Raw genomic sequence first — 19,698 nt, 5'->3', positions numbered from 1 at the left:
TCGGGTAAATTCTCCTGAGGTTTTGGTGTAGGTGATTACTCCGCCACAATTGTCGGTAGCAACCGGAGCTTGTGACTGAGCAGTTGCAAGTCCTGAAGCATCACTGCATTGCAATGTTACATTTAGAGATGATGCTGCGGTACTCCACACAGGAACCTGGGTATCTTCAATAGTAATTACCTGAGTAAACACTGAGGAAGTATTATTACAAACATCTTTTGCAACCCAGGTATTGGTATAAGTGCCTGCATTAGCGCATGAACCTGCTGCAAATGAACCTGAGGTTTTGGTGTACGTAATTGTACCTCCACAATTATCTGTAGCAACAGGAGCTTCTGACTGAGCAGTTGCAAGTCCTGAAGCATCACTGCATTGCAACGTTACATTAAGTGCTGATGCTGCGGTGGACCATACTGGGGGTGTATTGTCCACAACATTAATCGTTTGACTTACAGGAAGAGACTGATTGTTACATGCATCTGTAGCTATCCACGTTCTTGTTATAGAATAAGTCCCCGAACAAGATCCCGGAGTATTAACTTCTGTATAAGTCAACGAGCTGACTGTCCCACTATTATCAGTAGCAACTGCCTGAGTAAATACTGGCGTATCCGGACAATTAATAGTTGTAGGAGCAGGTAAAGGATTAATTACAGGCTTAATCGTATCTCCTCCCGGTATAGTTACTGATAGTTGCTTAGTACAATTATTACTATCCTTTACAGTAACCGAATATGTACCCGAAGACACATTAGAGAGGTTCATTGTTGTTGCTCCCGTATTCCACAAATATGTATAACCTGGTGTTCCTCCGGTTACATTTAATGTTATGGATGATGTTCCTCCACTACACCCTATGGTTGTATGTGTCTCACTTACCATTAATTCAGCAGGCTGAATAATAGCCAGTGTATAGGAATTTGACATATTCTGAGCATCGGTAACGGTAAGTTTTGCAGTATTATTAGGAGTTGTGTATACATATGTGGGATTTGATAAAGTAGAATCAGGCGCCCCTCCATCATTTTGAAAATCCCATGCATATGTATATGGCGTTTTACCACCATTTGTTGTTGAAGTGAAATTCACAGTTGTATTGTTTCCAACTTTACACGCTTTGTAACTAAACTGAACCGCTAAAGGCTTAGAAATTGTTATAGCATTAGTAAAATCACATTGTGAATTAGAGTAATTACTACATTGATAATTTGGTCCCGGATCGTTATTACTAGTAGTTTTCCAGGCAATTATAGTATTGGTAAGACTTAATTCGTCACCACAAACCCAATTAAAAGGCCCATATAATAATTTGATGTTGTTCCCGGGAACTACATCTCCCAAAAGAACATTAACAAAAGTTGTTGTTCCGCCTATATTTAAGTCGGCATTTAATCTGGCAAAGTGAACTGTGGAGCTCGAATTTGATGAATAATTTAAGTAGATGTAAACCTGTTGTGATTGACCAATTGTACAAGGCGTATTACCTATAGGAGTACCACTTACGGATGAAAGGCTTAAATATACATCCGTTAATGTATAATTATTTGAAGTACAATTAAAACCACACGTCCTTAGATCTACTTGCGAAAATGCATAATGAATATTAAATAATAGAAATACTGTTACAAGACTACATTTAATATTTTTAAAAAAGGAAGTAATGTTTTTCATAATCTCTAATTTTTGAAAACTGTATTTTGAGATTGTTGTGTTTTTTAATCCTTTTATTTGATCAAAAAAGTATGTTTTTTATAAGCTTATCAACTGATTAGCTTAGTGCTTAAAAAAACCTTCGTAATTGTGGTATAACAATTTATAAAGTATTAGAGGAGGTAGGAATTATAAGGTTATTTTTAAGGGGGCTGGTATAATCTTTACGACTATAAATTAGTTTGTTTTATTAACTTTTTTTACAATTTATATCTTGTTAATTTTTAGCAAAAACAAGTTTTAAAAAATGAGACATTCAGTTAACTATCTTTATTTTTGGAAGCCTTATGATATTCAAATAGTAGATTTTTTAACAAAAAAATCAAACGATATATTTAAAACATATCTAAAACACCTATCAAAGTTAAATTTTAAATACAGCATACGTAATGACACAGATCACCTAAAAAGATGATTTATATCATTCTTATTTAAGGCATGGTATCCAAAAAAATTAGTATATTTTTGATGAGAAAAAAGGCGTAATTAATCCTGAAAAACGCAATGTGGATTATTGATTTTAAAGCGCAAAAAAAACATCATCTTGGAAAATCCAAAATGATGTTTTTTTACCTTACTTTCAATTTATTTTACAGCTAGTTCCTTAACGTATTAAGCTTATTAAAATTAAGAATATGAAGCGTTCCTGCGCTTTTTTTAATAAGCCCTTCTTCTTTAAAATCACTTAGCGTACGACTAACAGTTTCAGGGGAAGTTCCTGATAGTGCTGCAAGATCATCCCGTGTTATTTTTATCATAGCGTTGTCACAATTATGTTGCCCGGCCATTTTAATTATTCCCTCTGCTATCCTTTTACGTACTGACATGTAAGCAATTTGCAGAAGACGTAATTCTTTTTCTCTGATATTGCAGGTAAGTATATTAATGAATTTGGCTCCAATTTCAGGATGTAAAAAAATAAGCTTATCTAATTGATCAATGGGTAAAAAACTTAAAACTGTTTCTTCTATCGCAATGGCTGTATCACTGTAAATATTTGCCGATAGCATAACGTTTATATCCAGGTAATCTCCCTCTTTGTATATGCCCGTAATTAGCTCACGTCCATCTTTGGTAAATTTTACAGTTTTTACTGTTCCGCTTATAATGTAATATATACCGGTTACGTGATCTCCCTCATAATGAATATGCTGATGAGGTTTGAATTTCCTACAGCTTCGCTCCTGCATAACACTTTTTAATTCATCCAGTCCTTTTTTATTTGAGATTATAGTATTAAGATTTTCAGGAGTCTGCCCATAATATAATTGCTGTGCTTCTTTTTTTTTGGTACGGCTTTCAATAGCCCTGAGTAATTCTGAATCATCAAAAGGCTTGGTGAGATAATCATCCGCTCCCAGTTCCATACCTTTCCTTAAATCCGATCTTTCTGTTTTGGCTGTTAGAAATATAAAAGGAATTGTTTTGGTTACTGAACTTTGACTAAGTACATGCAATACCCCATAACCATCTAGTTCAGGCATCATTATATCACATAATATGATATCGGGATTATGTGTTATTGCAAGTTCTATTCCTGACTTTCCGTTTGATGCAGATAAAACTTCGTAGCCAGACAGTTCTAATATTTCAATAATATTTTCCCTGATGCTGTCATTGTCCTCAATAATAAGTACTTTGCTCATGATAATGGAAATTTAATTGAAAATATTGTACCTTCATTTTGTTTACTTTTGAAACTTATAGATCCTGCCATAAGTTTTACATATCTGGACACTATATGAAGTCCTAGTCCTGTTCCCGGAATATTTCCTGTATTTTGAGCCCTGAAAAAGGCCTCAAACAAATGTTCCTGCTCTTCTTTTGGTATACCAATACCATTATCCTTAACAGTTATATTTATACTTTTTGCTGTTATAGAAGAGTGAATCTCAATATTAGTTTCTTCACCGGAATATTTAATGGCATTAGATACCAAATTAATAATGCAATTTCTAAGCAAATTTTGATCTAATGTTACTAATCTGAATTTACCCGTATGCCTGCTTATTATCTTTTGGCTCTTCTTAGCAAGTAATTGTAACTCTTCTATTATCTCATTAACAAATAAATCAAGTTCGAAATAGGTATAAGAAACTTTTATTTTATCAGATTCGGTCTTTTCAAGCTGTAAAAAATCATTAAGAATCGTCGTGAGATTACCAATGGCACTTTTAATCTTGTAAACGTGATTCTCAATTTTATTGTGCTCGGATTTTTCGGCGTAATGCTGAATCAAAGATGAAGAAAGCTGAATAGTACTCAAAGGTGTGCGAAATTCATGAGAAGCCATAGATAAAAGCCTGCTTTTTAGCCTGCTCATCTTTATTTCATTTTCCAAAGTTGTACTTATTTCTTCTTTGGCTTCGGTAAGAGCTTCAATTGTTTCATTCAAAGAGTTTGTACGGTCCTTTACTATTTCTTCTAAATGCTGAGTATACTGAAGCAGCTTGTTTTCTACCTCGGTTCGATAACTCAGGTCATGAACAAATCCTGTAAACAGTCTTTTACCATGAAAATTGATTTCACTAATTCCTAATCTAAAAGAGAATATAGAACCGTCTTTTTTCTTACCCAGTACATCCCTATTAATACCTCTGGAATCAATCCCGGAAGACAATAAAGAGTGTAAACACGAATTATACTTTTCTATATAAGAAACAGGCATTAATAATTCAATGCTTTTTCCGATAAGTTCGTGTGGATAATACAAAAAGAGATTGCATGCTGAGGGATTTATCGATTCGATTACGCCATGTTCATCAATCGTAATAATTCCGTCAATTGCATTTTCGATAATAGCATTAAAAAGAATATGATCTTCCATATCGATCAAGTTTGGGGGAAGTACAAATTTATTCAATTTTTAAATAAATTAACATTAAAATAATTTATTTTTTAATTAAAAATGAATATAAAAGTAATTTCAGTAAGTTAACAACATATATATTTAAGAATAATCCGATAACTATTATAAATAATTATTTAGCATGTCTGTCAATATAATTTCGTCAATAATAGAAGGAGATAAACGAAATACAATAATTAATAATCTAAATTGCTTTCTTTTTTGTTTACCGAACACTCCATCACTTTGATTCTAGTAGTCCATTGATATAACTTATTAATCATCAGAAGCAATCTTATGATTATTGAAAAAGAAAGAATTAAAAGCATAATAATTAAGGTCATTGTCAAAAAAGATTTTAAACTGACAATCAATATAAGCATTAACATACATATTGCAGAAATTACAATATCTACTTTCTTATGTGTTAAACCAATACTAAGCAACAAGTGATGAAGATGTGATTTATCAGCTTTAAAAGGAGATTTTCCATTTTTCATTCTTCCCATATATACCCTTAACGAATCAAAAACTGGTATTGAAAAAAAGACAAGCAAGATTAATAAAACAAGATCGGGGGTTGTATCATGCGGCAACATGTTTTTTTGTAAAAACTTTATAGCCAATGTTATCATTATAAAGCCTATGAAAAGAGATCCTGAATCACCAATGAAAATCTTTTTCTTCCCTAAATTAAATTTTAGAAAACCTACGATGGCTCCCATAAAAACAGCACTTAAAAATACCAGAAAATAATCTTTGAAATAAATTGCGGAAATCAGAAAAATTGAGAAACCAATTAATGAAAGTCCACCCATGAGACCATCTACTCCGTCCATAAGATTAAAAGCGTTAACAACACCCGTAATAATTAAAATTGTCAATAAATACTGTATCCACGTACTTATTTCATAAATACCAAATAAGCCATATAGCGAAGTCAGTCTTGTACCGGAAAGTGCAATGATTAGAGCCAAAATTAGTTGTATCGCTAATTTATACTTTGCCGAAATATCATTTTTATCATCAATAATACCAACGATTAGCAAAGTAATTGCTCCTGCAAAAACACTAAAGTATTCTTTGATAAAAACATTTCTGAAACCAGAAATAAAAATCACCATAAATACTACTAAGGCTATTGCTATCCCTCCTATCAAAGGTACTGTATCTAAATGCACTTTTCTGTAATTAGGTTTATCTACCAGGTTAACAGAAATTGCAACTTTTCTAATGAATGGTATGAAACTGATTGTCAAAAGAAGCGACAAAAATCCATACGATATAATTTCCAATAGTGTTTTCATGACTTATCTGTTTTCGTAAAAAAAGTTATTGTCTTTTAGATGTGACAGCTGAAAATCCTGTAAAAAAGAATTCCTTAGTCTTTTTACCTCCGAAGAAATACCTATCTTCCTTTTAGTTATATAAGCTTCTTCAATCAAAAATTCATATTTCCTGGCAATGGTATTCCAGGTATACCTTCTCCTGGCTATTGAAGACATTGCAGCAGCAAGTTTAACCAGCATTTCATCATTAACAATAGATAATTGATTTACTAAATCTTGTACAGACGAAAAATAGAGCGCTTTTCCTTCAGTAGTTGTAATATTATAAGAGACATTAAAAGCTATAACCGGTAGCTCTAAATACATAGCTTCAACCAGGGATGGATTGGTTCCTCCTGCTGAATGCCCGTGAATATATAAACTTGCGTTTCCTCTTATCAAATCAATTTGCCTCTGGTCATAAATAGGATCGTACAAATAAAGATTTTGGACTTCATTATATTTATCTTTCAGTTTTTTACCATACTCACTATTATTCCAGTTCCCTACGAGTACCAGATTGGTGTCTGATTTTTGTTTGAAAGCTTCTAAAACTACATGAACATTATTTTCTGGCTCAATACGACATACCTTTACCGCATAATTCTCTTTAAGAAACGAATATTTACGTATATCCTCTTCATTAGGTTTTACATTTTTTGTATGATCTGCGCCATATTCAATAACACGGCTTAGTGTTTCATAACGGATAGCTGTATAATCCTGAATGGATTCGTTATCTGAGATGTCAATATGTGAATATCTTACAGCTATTTTTTCTGACCACCACAAATACAATTTAGCCATCAGTGGCCATTTATCCCTTTTCCATTCGATTCCATCAATTGAAATGATTATTTTTTTATTTGTAAATAATCTCACAAAAGGCAAAATCCATGCTCCGGCCACACCAAGAATCAGTAAAACATCATTTTTAAAAATTGCATGAATTATAGAAATAGTATCATATAATATGCTCTGAATCCCGTTAGCTTCTAAAGGAATGTATTTTAACTTTGCTCCTTTGTATGATTTTAATCGTTCTTCCTTTTTATATTTCTTTTGAGAACAATAGACCGTAAAATCATACTTATCAGATAGATTGCTCACCAAATGATCTGCAAGGGTTTCAAAACCTCCATACTTAGCAGGTAAGCCTACGGTACCAATTATGGCAATTTTACGTGTTTTCATAATTTGATTATTTTTCTGGTACAGTACCAAAATCATGCTTTAATTAAAAACCATTGATTTTCAGTAAGTTAAAAACAAGTATTAATATTTAATTTTCCATATTTTGGAAATAAAAACATTATCAGGAAAGCAGGTTAAATGATTTTTGCTCAAAAATATCAAGGTTAAAGTCCCTGCTTTTATCTTTTGCATGTTTACTCATTTCATTGTATAGCTCTTTATCCTCCAAAACTCTGCAAATGGTGGCGGATAGTAATGACAGGTTTTTACTGTCTATTAAAAAACCATTTTTACCTTCATCTACGAGTTCAGTAACACCGCCAACAGGAGGAACTATCGTCGGCAAACCATAAGCCATCGCCTCTAAAATTGTTAGGCCAAAGGTTTCAACCCACAGTTTTGTATCCGATAAATTTAGCACCATAGCAGCCTCATTGTAAAATTGATGTGTGTCAATCTGAGTAGGATAAATTAAGAGATTTGCAGGTATTTCTACATTTTTAAAGTAGTCGTAAATTTCTGAAATTGATGCGTTTACAATCAACTTAAAAACATATCCTGAATTCATTTCAGCCAAATTTAAAAACTCATTGACTCCTTTGTATGCTTTTAATGAACATATCATCAATACGATCTTTTCGTGTTTCGAATAATTTGAAGAAACTGATGTTTTTTGAATGAATTCTTCCTCAAGAACATTATGGATAATATGTTTTCTAACATCCAATGGCTCCTGATTGGCTAAAAACTCAGAAACATATACAATATCATCAGCTGAACATCTAACAATACCAAACAAAAAGCGTTTGAATAGCAGTGGCTTCATACTAGTTTCATGTATATGATAAACGACTTTTACACCTCTTATTTTTCCGGCTAATGCAGCTCCAAATGGTAACACGGTATTTATATACAATACATCGTCTTTATTCAGGAAGAAGACTAATTTAACGGCTAAAAGAATTTGACTTGAGAAAAGAAATATCAATCGTATCAATGGATTTTTAGTAAACCTATACCAATAGAAATAATGATTAACATTGGGCAAATTTGATAAGAACCCTTCTCGTCCGCCACAGGTGAATAAATGTAATTCAACATTTCTTTTAGCCCAGCCATTTAACAGTTGTCTTAAAACTTTAGGGCTGCCGCTAAAGTCATTTAATAAGTGTACCGCTATAACTCTCATAATGATATGTTATTATAAATTTCTTTTAGATGCTCGCCCCTGCTATTCCAGGTAAATCGTTCATTATATCTTTCACGCGCGTTCCTGCTCATTTTTGCCAACAAACTATTGTCGTTAAACAATTTGTATAATGCATCATCAAGTCCTGAAACCGTTGCATCATAATTTGTTTGAGGTATGATAAAACCACATTCAGGTGTTATGTATTGCCCCGGACCAATGTTGTCAAGGCAAATTACAGGTAAACCAAAGGATAATGCTTCTGCTACAACCATCCCTGCTCCTTCGTGGGATGGGAACATAAACACAGATGATTTTGCGTAGAGTTTCATTAACTCCTTACGCTCAATCCATTCAATAATTTCAATATTATCTTTAGCAATGCTGTTATTGATCAATTGCTCGTAAAATCCTTTTTCCGGTCCTGAGCCTACAAGCGTTAGTTTACAATTCTCCCTTTCTTCAAAAGGTATTCTATCTAAAAATTGGATAAAAGAACGAATGGTAAGATCAAAACCTTTGAGAGGAACAAAACGTCCGGCACTTATAATATGGAAACCTTGTGTTTCTCCAACCTCGACAGTATCGGAATAATCCTCAGATGCTACAGATGGAAAAACAGAATAGCTATTTCCTTTCAGGTTAAGCTTAACAGGAACATCAGTATTCATACACCATATATGGGCCGAATTATCTTTTGTTTCTTTTAAAGCAGATGAATAATTCCAGAATATTTTTTTTACAAGCCAGGTAAGGCTATCTTTTATACTATAATTTAGGGAATAAGGTCTCAAATACATTTTTGGAATGAGCGGATGATGACCGACGGGACCCCAAACCAAAGGTTTATTTAATTTCCATAAAAAACTGGGTGTCCAGTCGTTATGAAAGTTAACATTGTGAGCAATATCAAAGCTGAGTTTTTGTTTTTTTACAAAACTTACAATTCCCTTTTGCCATAAGTAAAAGTAAAGTATGGCTCCACGGCTTCCTTTTTTCCAGAAGCGCATGTAATAAGGCAAATCAAAATATAAAAATGTGATATTAGAATATTCAGAGGCCGGATTTATAGCCATAAATCGCTCAATTGCTTCTCTGTTATTTTCTCTTGTAACCGCTATTACTTTATTAAATCTGGCAATTTGCATTACAAAATTCCAACCCATTGCATCTTCGGACCCTTTATAAGGATTAACGGCATAACAAGATGCTAAAATAGTTCTATTGCTCATGATTCCTGTTTTTTAAAATTTTAGCAGGAACACCTCCAATTATACTATTATCCGGATAAGATTTAGTTACCACACTTCCTGCAGCTATAACACATCCACTGCCTATTTCTACACCATCAAGTATTGTAACCTTACTGCCAATCCAGCAATTGCTACCTATTCGTATTCCTTTTCTTGAAACCCCCTGATGCCTGATAGAAATATTTAAGTCATCACAATTATGGTTTTCGGGATGACAGCTAAAGTACTGTCCTACAATACACTCATCCCCTATTTCTAAGCCACCGCCACCACCTAAATAGGCAAATTCACCAATACCCACATTATCTCCTAATACAATCTTATCACCGGGATTATTTAGCGATGTTGATACTATTATCCTGCTAAAGGCGCCTATGCTTACATTATTACCGAATCTCACACCATTAATGCTTAATGCAGACACGGAAACATGATTTCCTAATCGTAAAAATCGGCCCCAGGTTATCCCCGATGGGTTAAAGAAACTTACCGATTTACCCAACATCATCCCTTTAGGATTTTTCAGGTAAAGGAATACAAACAGTCCTCTAAATACAGCCATAAATTGTATCCCCATAAACTGTATCAGCATAGGCGTAGTGATATTTTCATCAAACCTGAAATCAGGATTTCTAAGCTGAATCAACTTCTGCATTAAAGTTTTCATATCAATGGCTTTTAATGGTTAGTAAAACATGATTAAGAGTAATGTTAAGATCATTGTTCTCAATTACCTCATATACTTCGCTTTTGCTTTGTTTTCCAAGTTTTCCAAACAAAGAGCCATAATTATTAGTCAGTTCTTTTATAGCGGATTCATCTAACTCTTTTTTCCTTTCTAAAATAGTCTGTGTATCAGCAAAAAGAAAGAAGTTGAATTTAGGTTTAAGTAAAAACCTATAACCAAAGAATGACAGTCCTTTTGGTAAAACAACATTGCTTCTTTTAGCATCGCCAATAAAATCAAAATAATAGCGATCATAAATTACTACATAGCCTCTTAAAGTATATTTAATGTATACCAGAAACTGTCCTATAAAATAGTCTGTGTAGTAATATGAAAAGCGCAAAAGAGATGATAAAAAGCTGGTATTGTTCCCTTTTCTTGGTAAGCTTGACTCTACAATTCTTTTAGCTTCTTCCCTACCTTTAAAAATTACGCTGATGATAGGCAGTATAGACGGACGATGGCGTAAAACAACTACCGGTAATCTTAATTGTTTCTCTATTAACTGGGCTACATTTTCAATTACTGTAGATTTACCTGCTCCGTCTACTCCGCTAAAAGTAACCACAAAACCTCTTCTTCTGAAGGAAGTCAGAGTATCATAAAAATATAAGACCATGTTTTTTACAGCATTAAGGCCTCTGTTTTCTTTAATCTTTCTCAATTTTCTCATCAGTGCCTTTTTATCTTTCACATAATCCTGAAAATACTCATTAACAATGCTGTCATTTTTTTTATTCATGTCAACAGCCGCTTCTTCGTATACTTTAAATTTTTCAGGTATTTCAGCATTGTTAAGCGAATAGAATCCGGAGATGTATTGCATAGTGTCGCTAACAGAAGTTGTCCTGACACCAAAATTGTTCATATAGGCATTTTTAAGTACTTTTTTTACTTCCATGAAAACAACATTCCTTCTTTTAGGCTGCCATATAAGATCTATAGAAAGGAAAGAGCCTTCACTTAATATCAGTTGAATCGTATTCATAAATGACTTAGGTTTAGATACCATTTTTGTTACCAGAGAATGTTTTTCGAAGAAATGAATAAGCTTGTCATTGAGATCATTTTCTACAATAAGATCTATGTCTGAATTTACGCTTAGGTTTTCCGGATAGCCATTCAGGAATTTAACTGCTGCATAATTCTCATTTTGGATATGATCAAATAAATCCATAATCATCAATTGTCTTGAACTTTTGTTTTCTGTCAGGAACATATTCAGAGCTTCATTCCAAACTTCAAATAACCAGTTGATCTGTATATGCCAATTTGGTTGTGATGCATAAACTTTTAAGTAATTCATACAATTTATCAGTAAATAGAACTTTAAATATCTGTTTACTATTTCCAGGTCATATCCAAAAGCAGTATTGCAAAAATCACCGGAGCATTGGTCTTTGATGTCTTCATAAATGTCTTTCCAGCATTTTCTATCAACCATCACACCTTGCTGAATCAGATAATGAAAATAATCGAATCCCTTTGGACGATCATAAGTAGCAAGCTCCCAATCGTATAATGCAATTTTACCATCACTTTCATACATGTTCCATGAAGTAAAATCGCCATGGGACAGAGAAACCCCTACAACTTCTTCGGGATCTAAACCATCGATGAGAATATTAATTTTCCTCATAAGGTTTTTAGGAATTCTTTCATCTTTAATAGTACTGAAATCTTTCCTCAAATCATTAAATAATTTCCAAGAATTAATTTTAACAATCTGGTCATTAGGAAAATTCATTTCATCTAAAGCTTTAAGGTGACCATTACCTATTTTTCCTGTCCTGATACCATTTTCTGTAACATCAGAAAGCTGAATAATATCATCCGATATTTGTTTTGATTTAGGAACTCTGAAATTTGAAAATGCATTATTGCTTAAAATCCTGTTTTCTTTTTTTATCAGCTCCTGAGCATTATTAGTAGTAGCAATTTTGAAGAAGGAATTGTTTGTGTATAATATAGCCTTATTATTAGGCCCAACAGTTCCGGTAAATAAGGCCCATGCATCATTACAGTCAAAAAGCGTAATAGTTTCTTTGTTGTAAAAATATCTCGTTCTGCTAAATATCAGCTTTTGCAGTCTCAACGCAAAAACCATTTTTATCATAAATGCAAACAATTTAGCCCTCTTGTTTCCTACATTATAAAACTTTAGGAATAATGGTTTTTTGTTGTTAGCATTCCATACCCATCTAATACTTCCATCCGGATTTTTAATACATAAAACATCAAGGACAGAATCGTTAGTACTGTTGCTTTTACGTGATAGGGTGTATCCTATTTTATTAAATATATTTTCCATGACATATAAATTTAATTTCAATTTTATAGAAAGGAAAATTATACCAAAACTTAAAACCCCTTTAAAATCAGGCATTTTCAACAAACAGCAAATAACAAAATATTCCAAAAAATGGAAATTATACGGTTTTTGGAAATCTACAAACCTAAATCAGGCCTTCTTTTTCTTAAGTAAATTTTCTGAACAGAAGTTAAACGGGTATTATATTTAAAGGATACCGAAAAGATTATCATCTGATAAAAAAGAATACCATAATTGCTTTCACCAAATATTCCAAATTCAGTAAATGAATTTATAAGTACCGGTATAAGCATGCCTATAAGCATAAGTTTATTTTCTTTATTTTCAGAAAAGAATGCCCTAAAGGTAAAAATCATCTGGAAAATTGCGGTACAAAGTCCAATAAACCCAAGGTTCATTAAAACCTGCATAAAAGTGTTATGAGTCATTTTTCCCGGGTAGGTATGAACACTCTGAAAAAATTCTTTATAATCTATCCTCATATAGCCGAAACCTAATAATGGCTCCCTTGGCAAACCTTCAGTAACAAGAGCCTGCCAAAAAGGTAAACGCCCTGTAAGGGTAAGAATTTCTTCAAGACGCTCTTTATCGCCCCCTTTTAAAATAACCTGATGTATTGCAAAAGGTACAACCAAAAGAACTCCTGCAATAATAGCCATTTTTAAGCCCTTCCTTTTAGTTTGGTTTATATGAAAAAATATGATTAATAAAACTCCAATTAACGAAGAACGGGATCCTGTCATGAATAGGGCGTAAAAAATTACAAGAATTTTTATGATAGTCCATACTTTACTCTTTTTCCTGTAAAGGTCAAAAATCAGGCAAGCAACACCTAGGCCTGCCAACATTCCCAGTTCGTTAGGATTCATCATTACGCCTCCTAAACGGGCTTCTTCTCCTCCATTTGTCAACCTGAAAAAAGTATCAGGATCTACCCACATACCAATTACAAATATGGTTTGCAAAACGAAAACAGAATTACCAAGTAAATGATAGAGACGAATTGAATGACCTTCAAAAAAATGATCCAGTACTTTTAAGCTTTTAATAAAAAAATAAGCAAAAACAAGACTTTGAAAAGTCATAAACCACTGGAGCATACTGAATCCAGGATTAGTACTCCACATAAAGGATAAAAACCCCAGTGTCAGGTACAACAAATAAAATAATGGAGAAAATATATTTTTATATCCAAGCGTATTTACTGCTCCATAATTAAGTATCTTGTAATAAATACCAATAGACGAAAGCATTAGTCCCATCCTTCCCACTACTTTTATACCCCTGGTGATTGCAACATTTTCACTCCATGTAAAAAAACAGGCTATCATCAGCAGTAAAACAATAAACATGTAATTGTTTATTGTTTTTAAAAAAGCGTCGTGTATTTTTACATTGGTTTCCATTACATGTGGTATAAATTATTGCGGAATTTCAATAGCAATTTTTCCCAGTTGTATTCCTCTTGTACCATTCGCATAGCATTTTGCTGCATTACTACAAAAGCACCCGGATCATTAAAAACTTTAACCATGTGAACCATAGCAGCTTCAAGTTTATTCTCATTTTGTGAGTATATGGTCTCTCCCGCATTGTAATTTGCTATTTCATGACCAATATTCGTACTATCGGTAACAATACAGGGCTTGCCAAAACTTGCTGCTTCTATGACTGACAAGGGTAACCCCTCATTTCGGGAAGGATGTACAAAAACATCCATTTTCTGTAATAACTCGTTTTTTTCATCTCCAAATTTACTCCCATACAAAACCACATTTTTGTCAAGATGATTTTTTGAAATCAAGTGCTGAAGAGTTTCTCTTTCATTACTGTCACCCACTATCCATAATTTAGAATCCGGATAGTTATAATGAAACTTTTTAAAGGCATGAAGCAAAGTGTCTAATCCTTTGGTATATATATCCAGCCTTCCGATAAAACCAAATATTATATTTTCTTTATTTGGACCTTTGGTCTCAACAGGGTAATTGTTTACAAATCCGTAAGGCAGCAATACAACATTATCTTTTTTGAATATTTTTTTAAGCCCGTGAACTTCACTTTTACCTATGCAATGGATACTGTCTGCCGTTTCAAGGATTCTTCTTTCGAAAAAACGGAAGTATAATGCTTTTATCATACTGCTTTTTTTCATTGCTATGGTATTATAGGCTCCGTGTGCAGTAATTACAAATTTTATGTTGTGCCTGTAGAGCAGTTTGGCTAATAAGAAATAAACGGGAATCCATCCACCATGAAGATGAAACACTGCTTTTCCTTTTTTTTCCAGTATAGCTTCTTTCAGTTCTTTTGAAAAGAAAAAAGGAAATGAAGTTTTTAAAAAAAGTCGGGTCTCAAAATTGCGGCTGCCGTAATTTTCTTCTTTATCACTAACAATTCCCCAAACAGCAACTTTTTCACCAAATTCAGCTTGTTTGGTCGCTAACTGGTATACCACTTTGTTTACACCATTCATCCTGTCCGGATTAGCTTTACCAAGAATTAAATGAATTATTTCCATAATACGAATTGTTTATTATTTAATTGATTTTGCCAATAAATCATCATTATAAGCTGATTGATAATAAGCCCTGTTATAGCTCCGTAAAGCCCGTAAAACTCTAACAGGAAATGGAATGTTGCTATTGATGAGATAAATGACATTAAATATCCTATGAAAAAAGTTTTATTAAGAATCAACACCCTGATAGATATCCTTACAGGATAACCTAAAAAAATGAAGAGATACAGAATACAGATCATTTTTACTACATATCCGTAATTCTGATACTGTAAGCCTCCGACAATAAAAATAATCTTATCTGAGAAAACAAAAACAGGCAAGAGTATAACTCCAAAAATTACAAGTCCGCTTACAGTAAGTTTAACAATATATGCCTTTGCTTTCTCAACACTTTCATTATAAATTGAAGATATTTTAGGTACAAAATAATTCTCTATGGTTTGAAGTCCTACATTGATAATTCCAAAAAATGATTGTACAAGCCTCAAAGCCCCTAAAGCTTCTACTCCTAAATAAATTCCGGAAACCAATACGAAAAAATTCCCTGAACACCATTGTAAAACCGCTACACTTAGCAGCCATTTTCCCTGCTGAATATGATCTTTAAAATACTCACCCCACAAGACAGGTATTTCGTAATGTTTAACCATATAGCCTAAGCCTGGAAGTGAAGAAATCAAATTTGCAGAACCCAGTATCCATAAAATTCCGGATAAACTAAAATCAGGAGTGATAAATAAATATATAAGCAATAAAAAATAAAGGCTATCCATAATGAGTACAATTCTGATATCACCGGTGCCCAGAAAAATCTTTCTTAGAAAATCATTTATCAAAAATCCAACGCAAAAACATAAAAGTGAGCCGGTAACTATATGATAGCCTTCCTGAAAAATGAATCTATTCAACAGTAAGAGAATCACAACCAATAATGAAAGGAGAATTATCAATCCCGAAAACAAAAAGGAGATATATTGCTTAGGCTGTTTAATTGTAGAAAATGAAACCTGAAAAGGCTGAATCAAAACAGCACTAAAAACACTTACTAAAAGATACACAATTAATACCACTGATGAATAGATTCCAAAACTTTTAATGTCCATCTTTTGGGCTAACAAGAGTGTTAGCAAAAAACTTGTACCACTAAATAGCGCCTGATCTGTAAAAGCCAGGAGAGGTTTTGAGACGGCTATTTTTTTAAATGGATACATATCAAAACACTTTTACTTGTTGGTGATCTGTCTGTACATTTTTTTAAGCGATGAGAAAATACTAGGGTTATAGCCTGTTTTATTCAATATAAACCACATACCCGGAAGATTATATTCTTCTTTTAAAAGTTCAATCTTTAAAATTGTTTTCTCAGCAGTTTGCCTGCTATCAAGAACAACAAAGTTTTGATTTGCAAGGCTCATAAACACTAAAGAAAGTGACCCTTTTTTTATGGATTGATTATGCACTACACATAGTTCATAATCTTCCATCTGTTCTTTTATTAAATTATCAAAGGCCGATTTAGTATAACTTAGGTATTTCGCTTCAGAGAAATCAATATAATCTTCTTTATCATTCTCAACTTCAAGCTCTCCGGTAGCGTCAATAACCAGTACCTTTCTTCCCTGCTCCCTAAATGAATTAATAAGGTTCAATGAATGAAACCTATGATCACTGGATTTATCAAATGAGCTTATAGCCAATATACTTTTCTCACCAACCAGTCCCTTAAGATCCATCTGCATAGCCTCCTGTAAAAAAGTTTCTCCTATTTCTTCTTTATTTTTAATAAATGGAGTAGCTAATGCAACAGGAATACTACTGTTCTTTTCAATCGTATAAATATCATTAACTTTTGCTTTTGCAAAATGAACAGCATATATAAGAACCAAAGATCCAAACATTCCCATTATTGCAGATACAATTATTATAATAGCTCTTATTGGTGATACAGGCGAAGCAGGAATGTCTCCAGGGGTTATTATTTTATGAAATGCTATTTTGGCCGATTTGGCTATTTCAGCATCAATTCTTTTTTCATTTAAAAAATTATAATTTTTCTCATACAAATTGAACTCTCTGTTAAGTATGTTCAGTTGTTTTTCTTTTTCCGGCAAGCCCACAAAAGCCTGCTCTGCCTGACCTATTTGAGAAGATAATTCGTTATATTTTACCTGAAGATTCTTCTCTGTGTTTTTAATGCTTTCAATCTGGTAGTCGGTTAAATCTTTAATTTTAGAATCAATGATTTTTACCTTGTCATTCTCAGGTGTATATGTAAGTAATAAGTCTTTTTTCTCAGCCTGAAGTGCTTTCATGTTTTTTACCATTTCTGTAGAAAGCAAATCGGTAAATGCTTCAAAATTTGCCGCCAGATCAAGATAATTATCCTTACCCGAATCGATGTAGCCATTTAGTTCTTTAATGGCATCCAGGCTCATTTTAAGGTTAGTTTTTTCAATCTTTAACTGTGCTATTTTCCTTAGATCGGTTTCAGTCTCCTGAGTAAGATTGATGATATTCTTTTTATCTCTGAAATTTTGTATATTATCTTCTGATTTGGTTAACTTTTCGTTGGAAGATGTAATTTCACCCTTAAGAAAATCAACAGTAGTATCGGCTGCTTTATATTTACTTTCAATATAATCCCTAATGTAAACTTCAGCTAATTTATTTACGAATAATGAAGCTTTTTCAGGTACATTGCTTTTAAGGTTAATTCTAATTACCGGTACATCCTTATCAACGGCTACAATATCTAATTCTTTATTTATTTTATCCATAAGCTTTGCCTGGCTCAGGTATTCAAATTCATAATCATCAGCTATTTTTACTTCCTTTTTTGATTTAATATACTCTTCATTCAACCGAACCAGTATAGTTCCATAATCTATTTTTAGAGGTTTACCTAAAATGCCTTTAATATTCCTTTCAGAATCAGGATAAGTAAATAAAAACTCATTATTTGAAAGTACTTTAAGGCCATAACGTTTGTTTAGTGCTTTATCAGAGCTAAACGTTGCATCAATAAGTATTGGAGAATTATTAAATAATTCAACTGATTGTACACTACCCTTTCTATAAATCTCTTTGTTAAAAGGAAGTTCTCCTAATGCTTTCTCAACAAGTAACGATGATTTCAACACTTCAATCTCAGTTGCTATTTTATTAGCTGAAGCAAAAACGTCAAAGTCTTTAAAAAGATTGGCACTGGGCACACCTTCCTGTACATCGGCCAACTTTAATTTAGCTGTACTTTCATACATTGGGGTCACGTAATTAAGGTATTTTTTGGCTGCAAGTACAGACAGTATCATTACCATAATTATAATAGGGATCCCTCTGAAGAAAGGTTTCAGTATTCTTATGTTCTCATTCATGGCTGGAGTTTTTAAAGAAGTCCCACTAAAATTGCTGCTGCGCTTACTGTAGTAGCCAGTGGTATAATTGTAGCTATGCGTTTATCAAATTCCTTGTTCTTCTTGGAAGGTACAATTACAACATCACCCGGATGTAATTGTATATTGGTATTCAAAATATCATTTGCAGTTGTAAGATCAATATTTGTGACCCTCACATTTTCTCCCTCCTGTCTTAAAACCTTTATAGATTTAAGATTAGCATAAAACTCAAATCCTCCGGTTTTACTTATCAGTTCTAATAAAGTAACGTTATCTTTATCAACCTGTATGGTATTAGGGTTTCTAACCTCACCTAAAATTGTGATTTCCTTGTTAAGTACTTTTATATCAACGATAGGATTTACAAGCCATTTTTTTAATTTTTCGGTAAGTATATTTTTTAACTCAGGTACTGTTTTTCCTAAAACATTAGTAGTACCAATTTTAGGAACTTCTATATTTCCATTTATGTCTACCATCAACCACTTTCCGTAAACTTCGTTAGAGTTATAAATCCCATAGACCGACCCTACACTTAAATCATCTTCACCCCATACTGAGATGGATATTTTATCGTCTTTACGAATCCTGTACTGATAATCTGAATCATATAGAAATGTATTCTTATCTTCAGGTTTTTGTTCTTTGCTCACAAGCAGATTTTGTGTTTTGCAAGAGCTCAGAATCAAAACAATAAAAAGATATTTAAGTGTAGTTTTCATATCCAATAGTATTAAGGAGTTCTTAAAATATAGACAGAAGGCGTTTTATAATACCCGGATTAGATTTTGCAAGCTCTTCTTTTACCCTGATAATTTTATTTATTACCTCACCTATCTTTTCACATACATCTTTGCCTTTAATTACATAATCAAAAGCACCATATTTTAAGGCATCAATGGCTGTTTTCATGTTTTCCTGACCGGAAATCATAACCACATAAATGTTTGGATTATATCTTTTAATTTTTTTAAGCACCTCAAATCCGGTAATATCTTCCATATTATGGTCCAAAAAAATAATATCCGGATTCAAGTGCAAATTGTTAAGACAATCAGTGCCATTACTATAAGCAGTTATGTCTTTATAGCCTAATGTAGTGAGATATTGTTCGTAAACATTTGCACAGAAAACATCATCGTCTACAATGAAGAATTTAAATTGGTTTTGCGTTTCCATCTTTATCACTTTTTTGTTT

The 19,698-nt window shown here is 32.9% G+C and carries 15 protein-coding genes; all 15 read right to left on the bottom strand.

Annotated elements, in window-relative coordinates; translation table 11 throughout:
- A partial coding sequence (locus ACFSR3_RS11875) for a PKD domain-containing protein (RefSeq protein WP_379821194.1) occupies positions 1 to 1,671 on the bottom strand: 1,671 nt, incomplete at its 3' end.
- A gap of 635 nt (positions 1,672 to 2,306) precedes the next feature.
- Positions 2,307 to 3,356, bottom strand: a complete 1,050-nt coding sequence (locus ACFSR3_RS11870; protein WP_379821193.1) for a response regulator — start codon at positions 3,354 to 3,356, stop codon at positions 2,307 to 2,309.
- Positions 3,353 to 4,537 carry a PAS domain-containing sensor histidine kinase gene (locus ACFSR3_RS11865; RefSeq protein WP_379821192.1) on the bottom strand — a complete coding sequence of 395 codons (1,185 nt, stop codon included), beginning with the start codon at positions 4,535 to 4,537 and terminating at the stop codon, positions 3,353 to 3,355. The genes ACFSR3_RS11870 and ACFSR3_RS11865 overlap by 4 nt, the downstream gene beginning before the upstream one ends.
- Before the next feature lie 218 nt (positions 4,538 to 4,755).
- The gene (locus ACFSR3_RS11860; RefSeq protein ID WP_379821191.1) at positions 4,756 to 5,865 is read right to left on the bottom strand and encodes a glycosyltransferase family 4 protein; all 1,110 of its coding nucleotides are present in this window, start codon (positions 5,863 to 5,865) and stop codon (positions 4,756 to 4,758) included.
- Between the two features lie 3 nt (positions 5,866 to 5,868).
- A complete protein-coding gene (locus ACFSR3_RS11855) occupies positions 5,869 to 7,080 on the bottom strand; it encodes a DUF1972 domain-containing protein (protein WP_379821190.1) in 1,212 nt (403 codons plus the stop codon).
- Positions 7,081 to 7,201: 121 nt separating this feature from the next.
- Positions 7,202 to 8,269 carry a glycosyltransferase family 4 protein gene (locus ACFSR3_RS11850; RefSeq protein WP_379821189.1) on the bottom strand — a complete coding sequence of 356 codons (1,068 nt, stop codon included), beginning with the start codon at positions 8,267 to 8,269 and terminating at the stop codon, positions 7,202 to 7,204.
- Positions 8,266 to 9,501 carry a glycosyltransferase family 4 protein gene (locus ACFSR3_RS11845; protein WP_379821188.1) on the bottom strand — a complete coding sequence of 412 codons (1,236 nt, stop codon included), beginning with the start codon at positions 9,499 to 9,501 and terminating at the stop codon, positions 8,266 to 8,268. The genes ACFSR3_RS11850 and ACFSR3_RS11845 overlap by 4 nt, the downstream gene beginning before the upstream one ends.
- Positions 9,491 to 10,189, bottom strand: a complete 699-nt coding sequence (locus ACFSR3_RS11840; RefSeq protein ID WP_379821187.1) for an acyltransferase — start codon at positions 10,187 to 10,189, stop codon at positions 9,491 to 9,493. The genes ACFSR3_RS11845 and ACFSR3_RS11840 overlap by 11 nt, the downstream gene beginning before the upstream one ends.
- Before the next feature lies 1 nt (position 10,190).
- Positions 10,191 to 12,560, bottom strand: coding sequence for a hypothetical protein (locus ACFSR3_RS11835; protein WP_379821186.1), 2,370 nt, complete (start codon positions 12,558 to 12,560; stop codon positions 10,191 to 10,193).
- A 137-nt stretch (positions 12,561 to 12,697) separates the two neighbouring features.
- Positions 12,698 to 13,987: an O-antigen ligase family protein gene (locus ACFSR3_RS11830; protein WP_114757951.1), complete on the bottom strand. Its 1,290-nt coding sequence runs from the start codon at positions 13,985 to 13,987 to the stop codon at positions 12,698 to 12,700.
- A complete protein-coding gene (locus ACFSR3_RS11825; protein ID WP_379821185.1) occupies positions 13,987 to 15,102 on the bottom strand; it encodes a glycosyltransferase family 4 protein in 1,116 nt (371 codons plus the stop codon). Before ACFSR3_RS11825 ends, ACFSR3_RS11830 begins: the two co-directional genes overlap by 1 nt.
- Positions 15,093 to 16,316: a hypothetical protein gene (locus ACFSR3_RS11820; protein ID WP_379821184.1), complete on the bottom strand. Its 1,224-nt coding sequence runs from the start codon at positions 16,314 to 16,316 to the stop codon at positions 15,093 to 15,095. The genes ACFSR3_RS11825 and ACFSR3_RS11820 overlap by 10 nt, the downstream gene beginning before the upstream one ends.
- 12 nt (positions 16,317 to 16,328) lie before the next feature.
- Entirely contained in the window at positions 16,329 to 18,479 is a 2,151-nt protein-coding gene (locus ACFSR3_RS11815) for a GumC family protein (RefSeq protein ID WP_379821183.1), read from the bottom strand.
- 11 nt (positions 18,480 to 18,490) lie between these two features.
- Positions 18,491 to 19,222 (bottom strand): polysaccharide biosynthesis/export family protein, encoded by a 732-nt coding sequence (locus ACFSR3_RS11810; protein ID WP_379821181.1) that lies wholly within the window; start codon positions 19,220 to 19,222, stop codon positions 18,491 to 18,493.
- A gap of 22 nt (positions 19,223 to 19,244) precedes the next feature.
- A complete protein-coding gene (locus ACFSR3_RS11805; RefSeq protein WP_379821179.1) occupies positions 19,245 to 19,679 on the bottom strand; it encodes a response regulator in 435 nt (144 codons plus the stop codon).
- Between the last annotated feature and the right edge of the window lie 19 nt (positions 19,680 to 19,698).

Origin of the sequence: Flavobacterium suzhouense (assembly GCF_042684765.1) — a bacterium.
GTDB lineage: Bacteria > Bacteroidota > Bacteroidia > Flavobacteriales > Flavobacteriaceae > Flavobacterium > Flavobacterium suzhouense.
The sequence above is the reverse complement of the archived record's forward strand: the minus strand, read 5'-3'. Positions and strand labels throughout refer to the sequence as shown.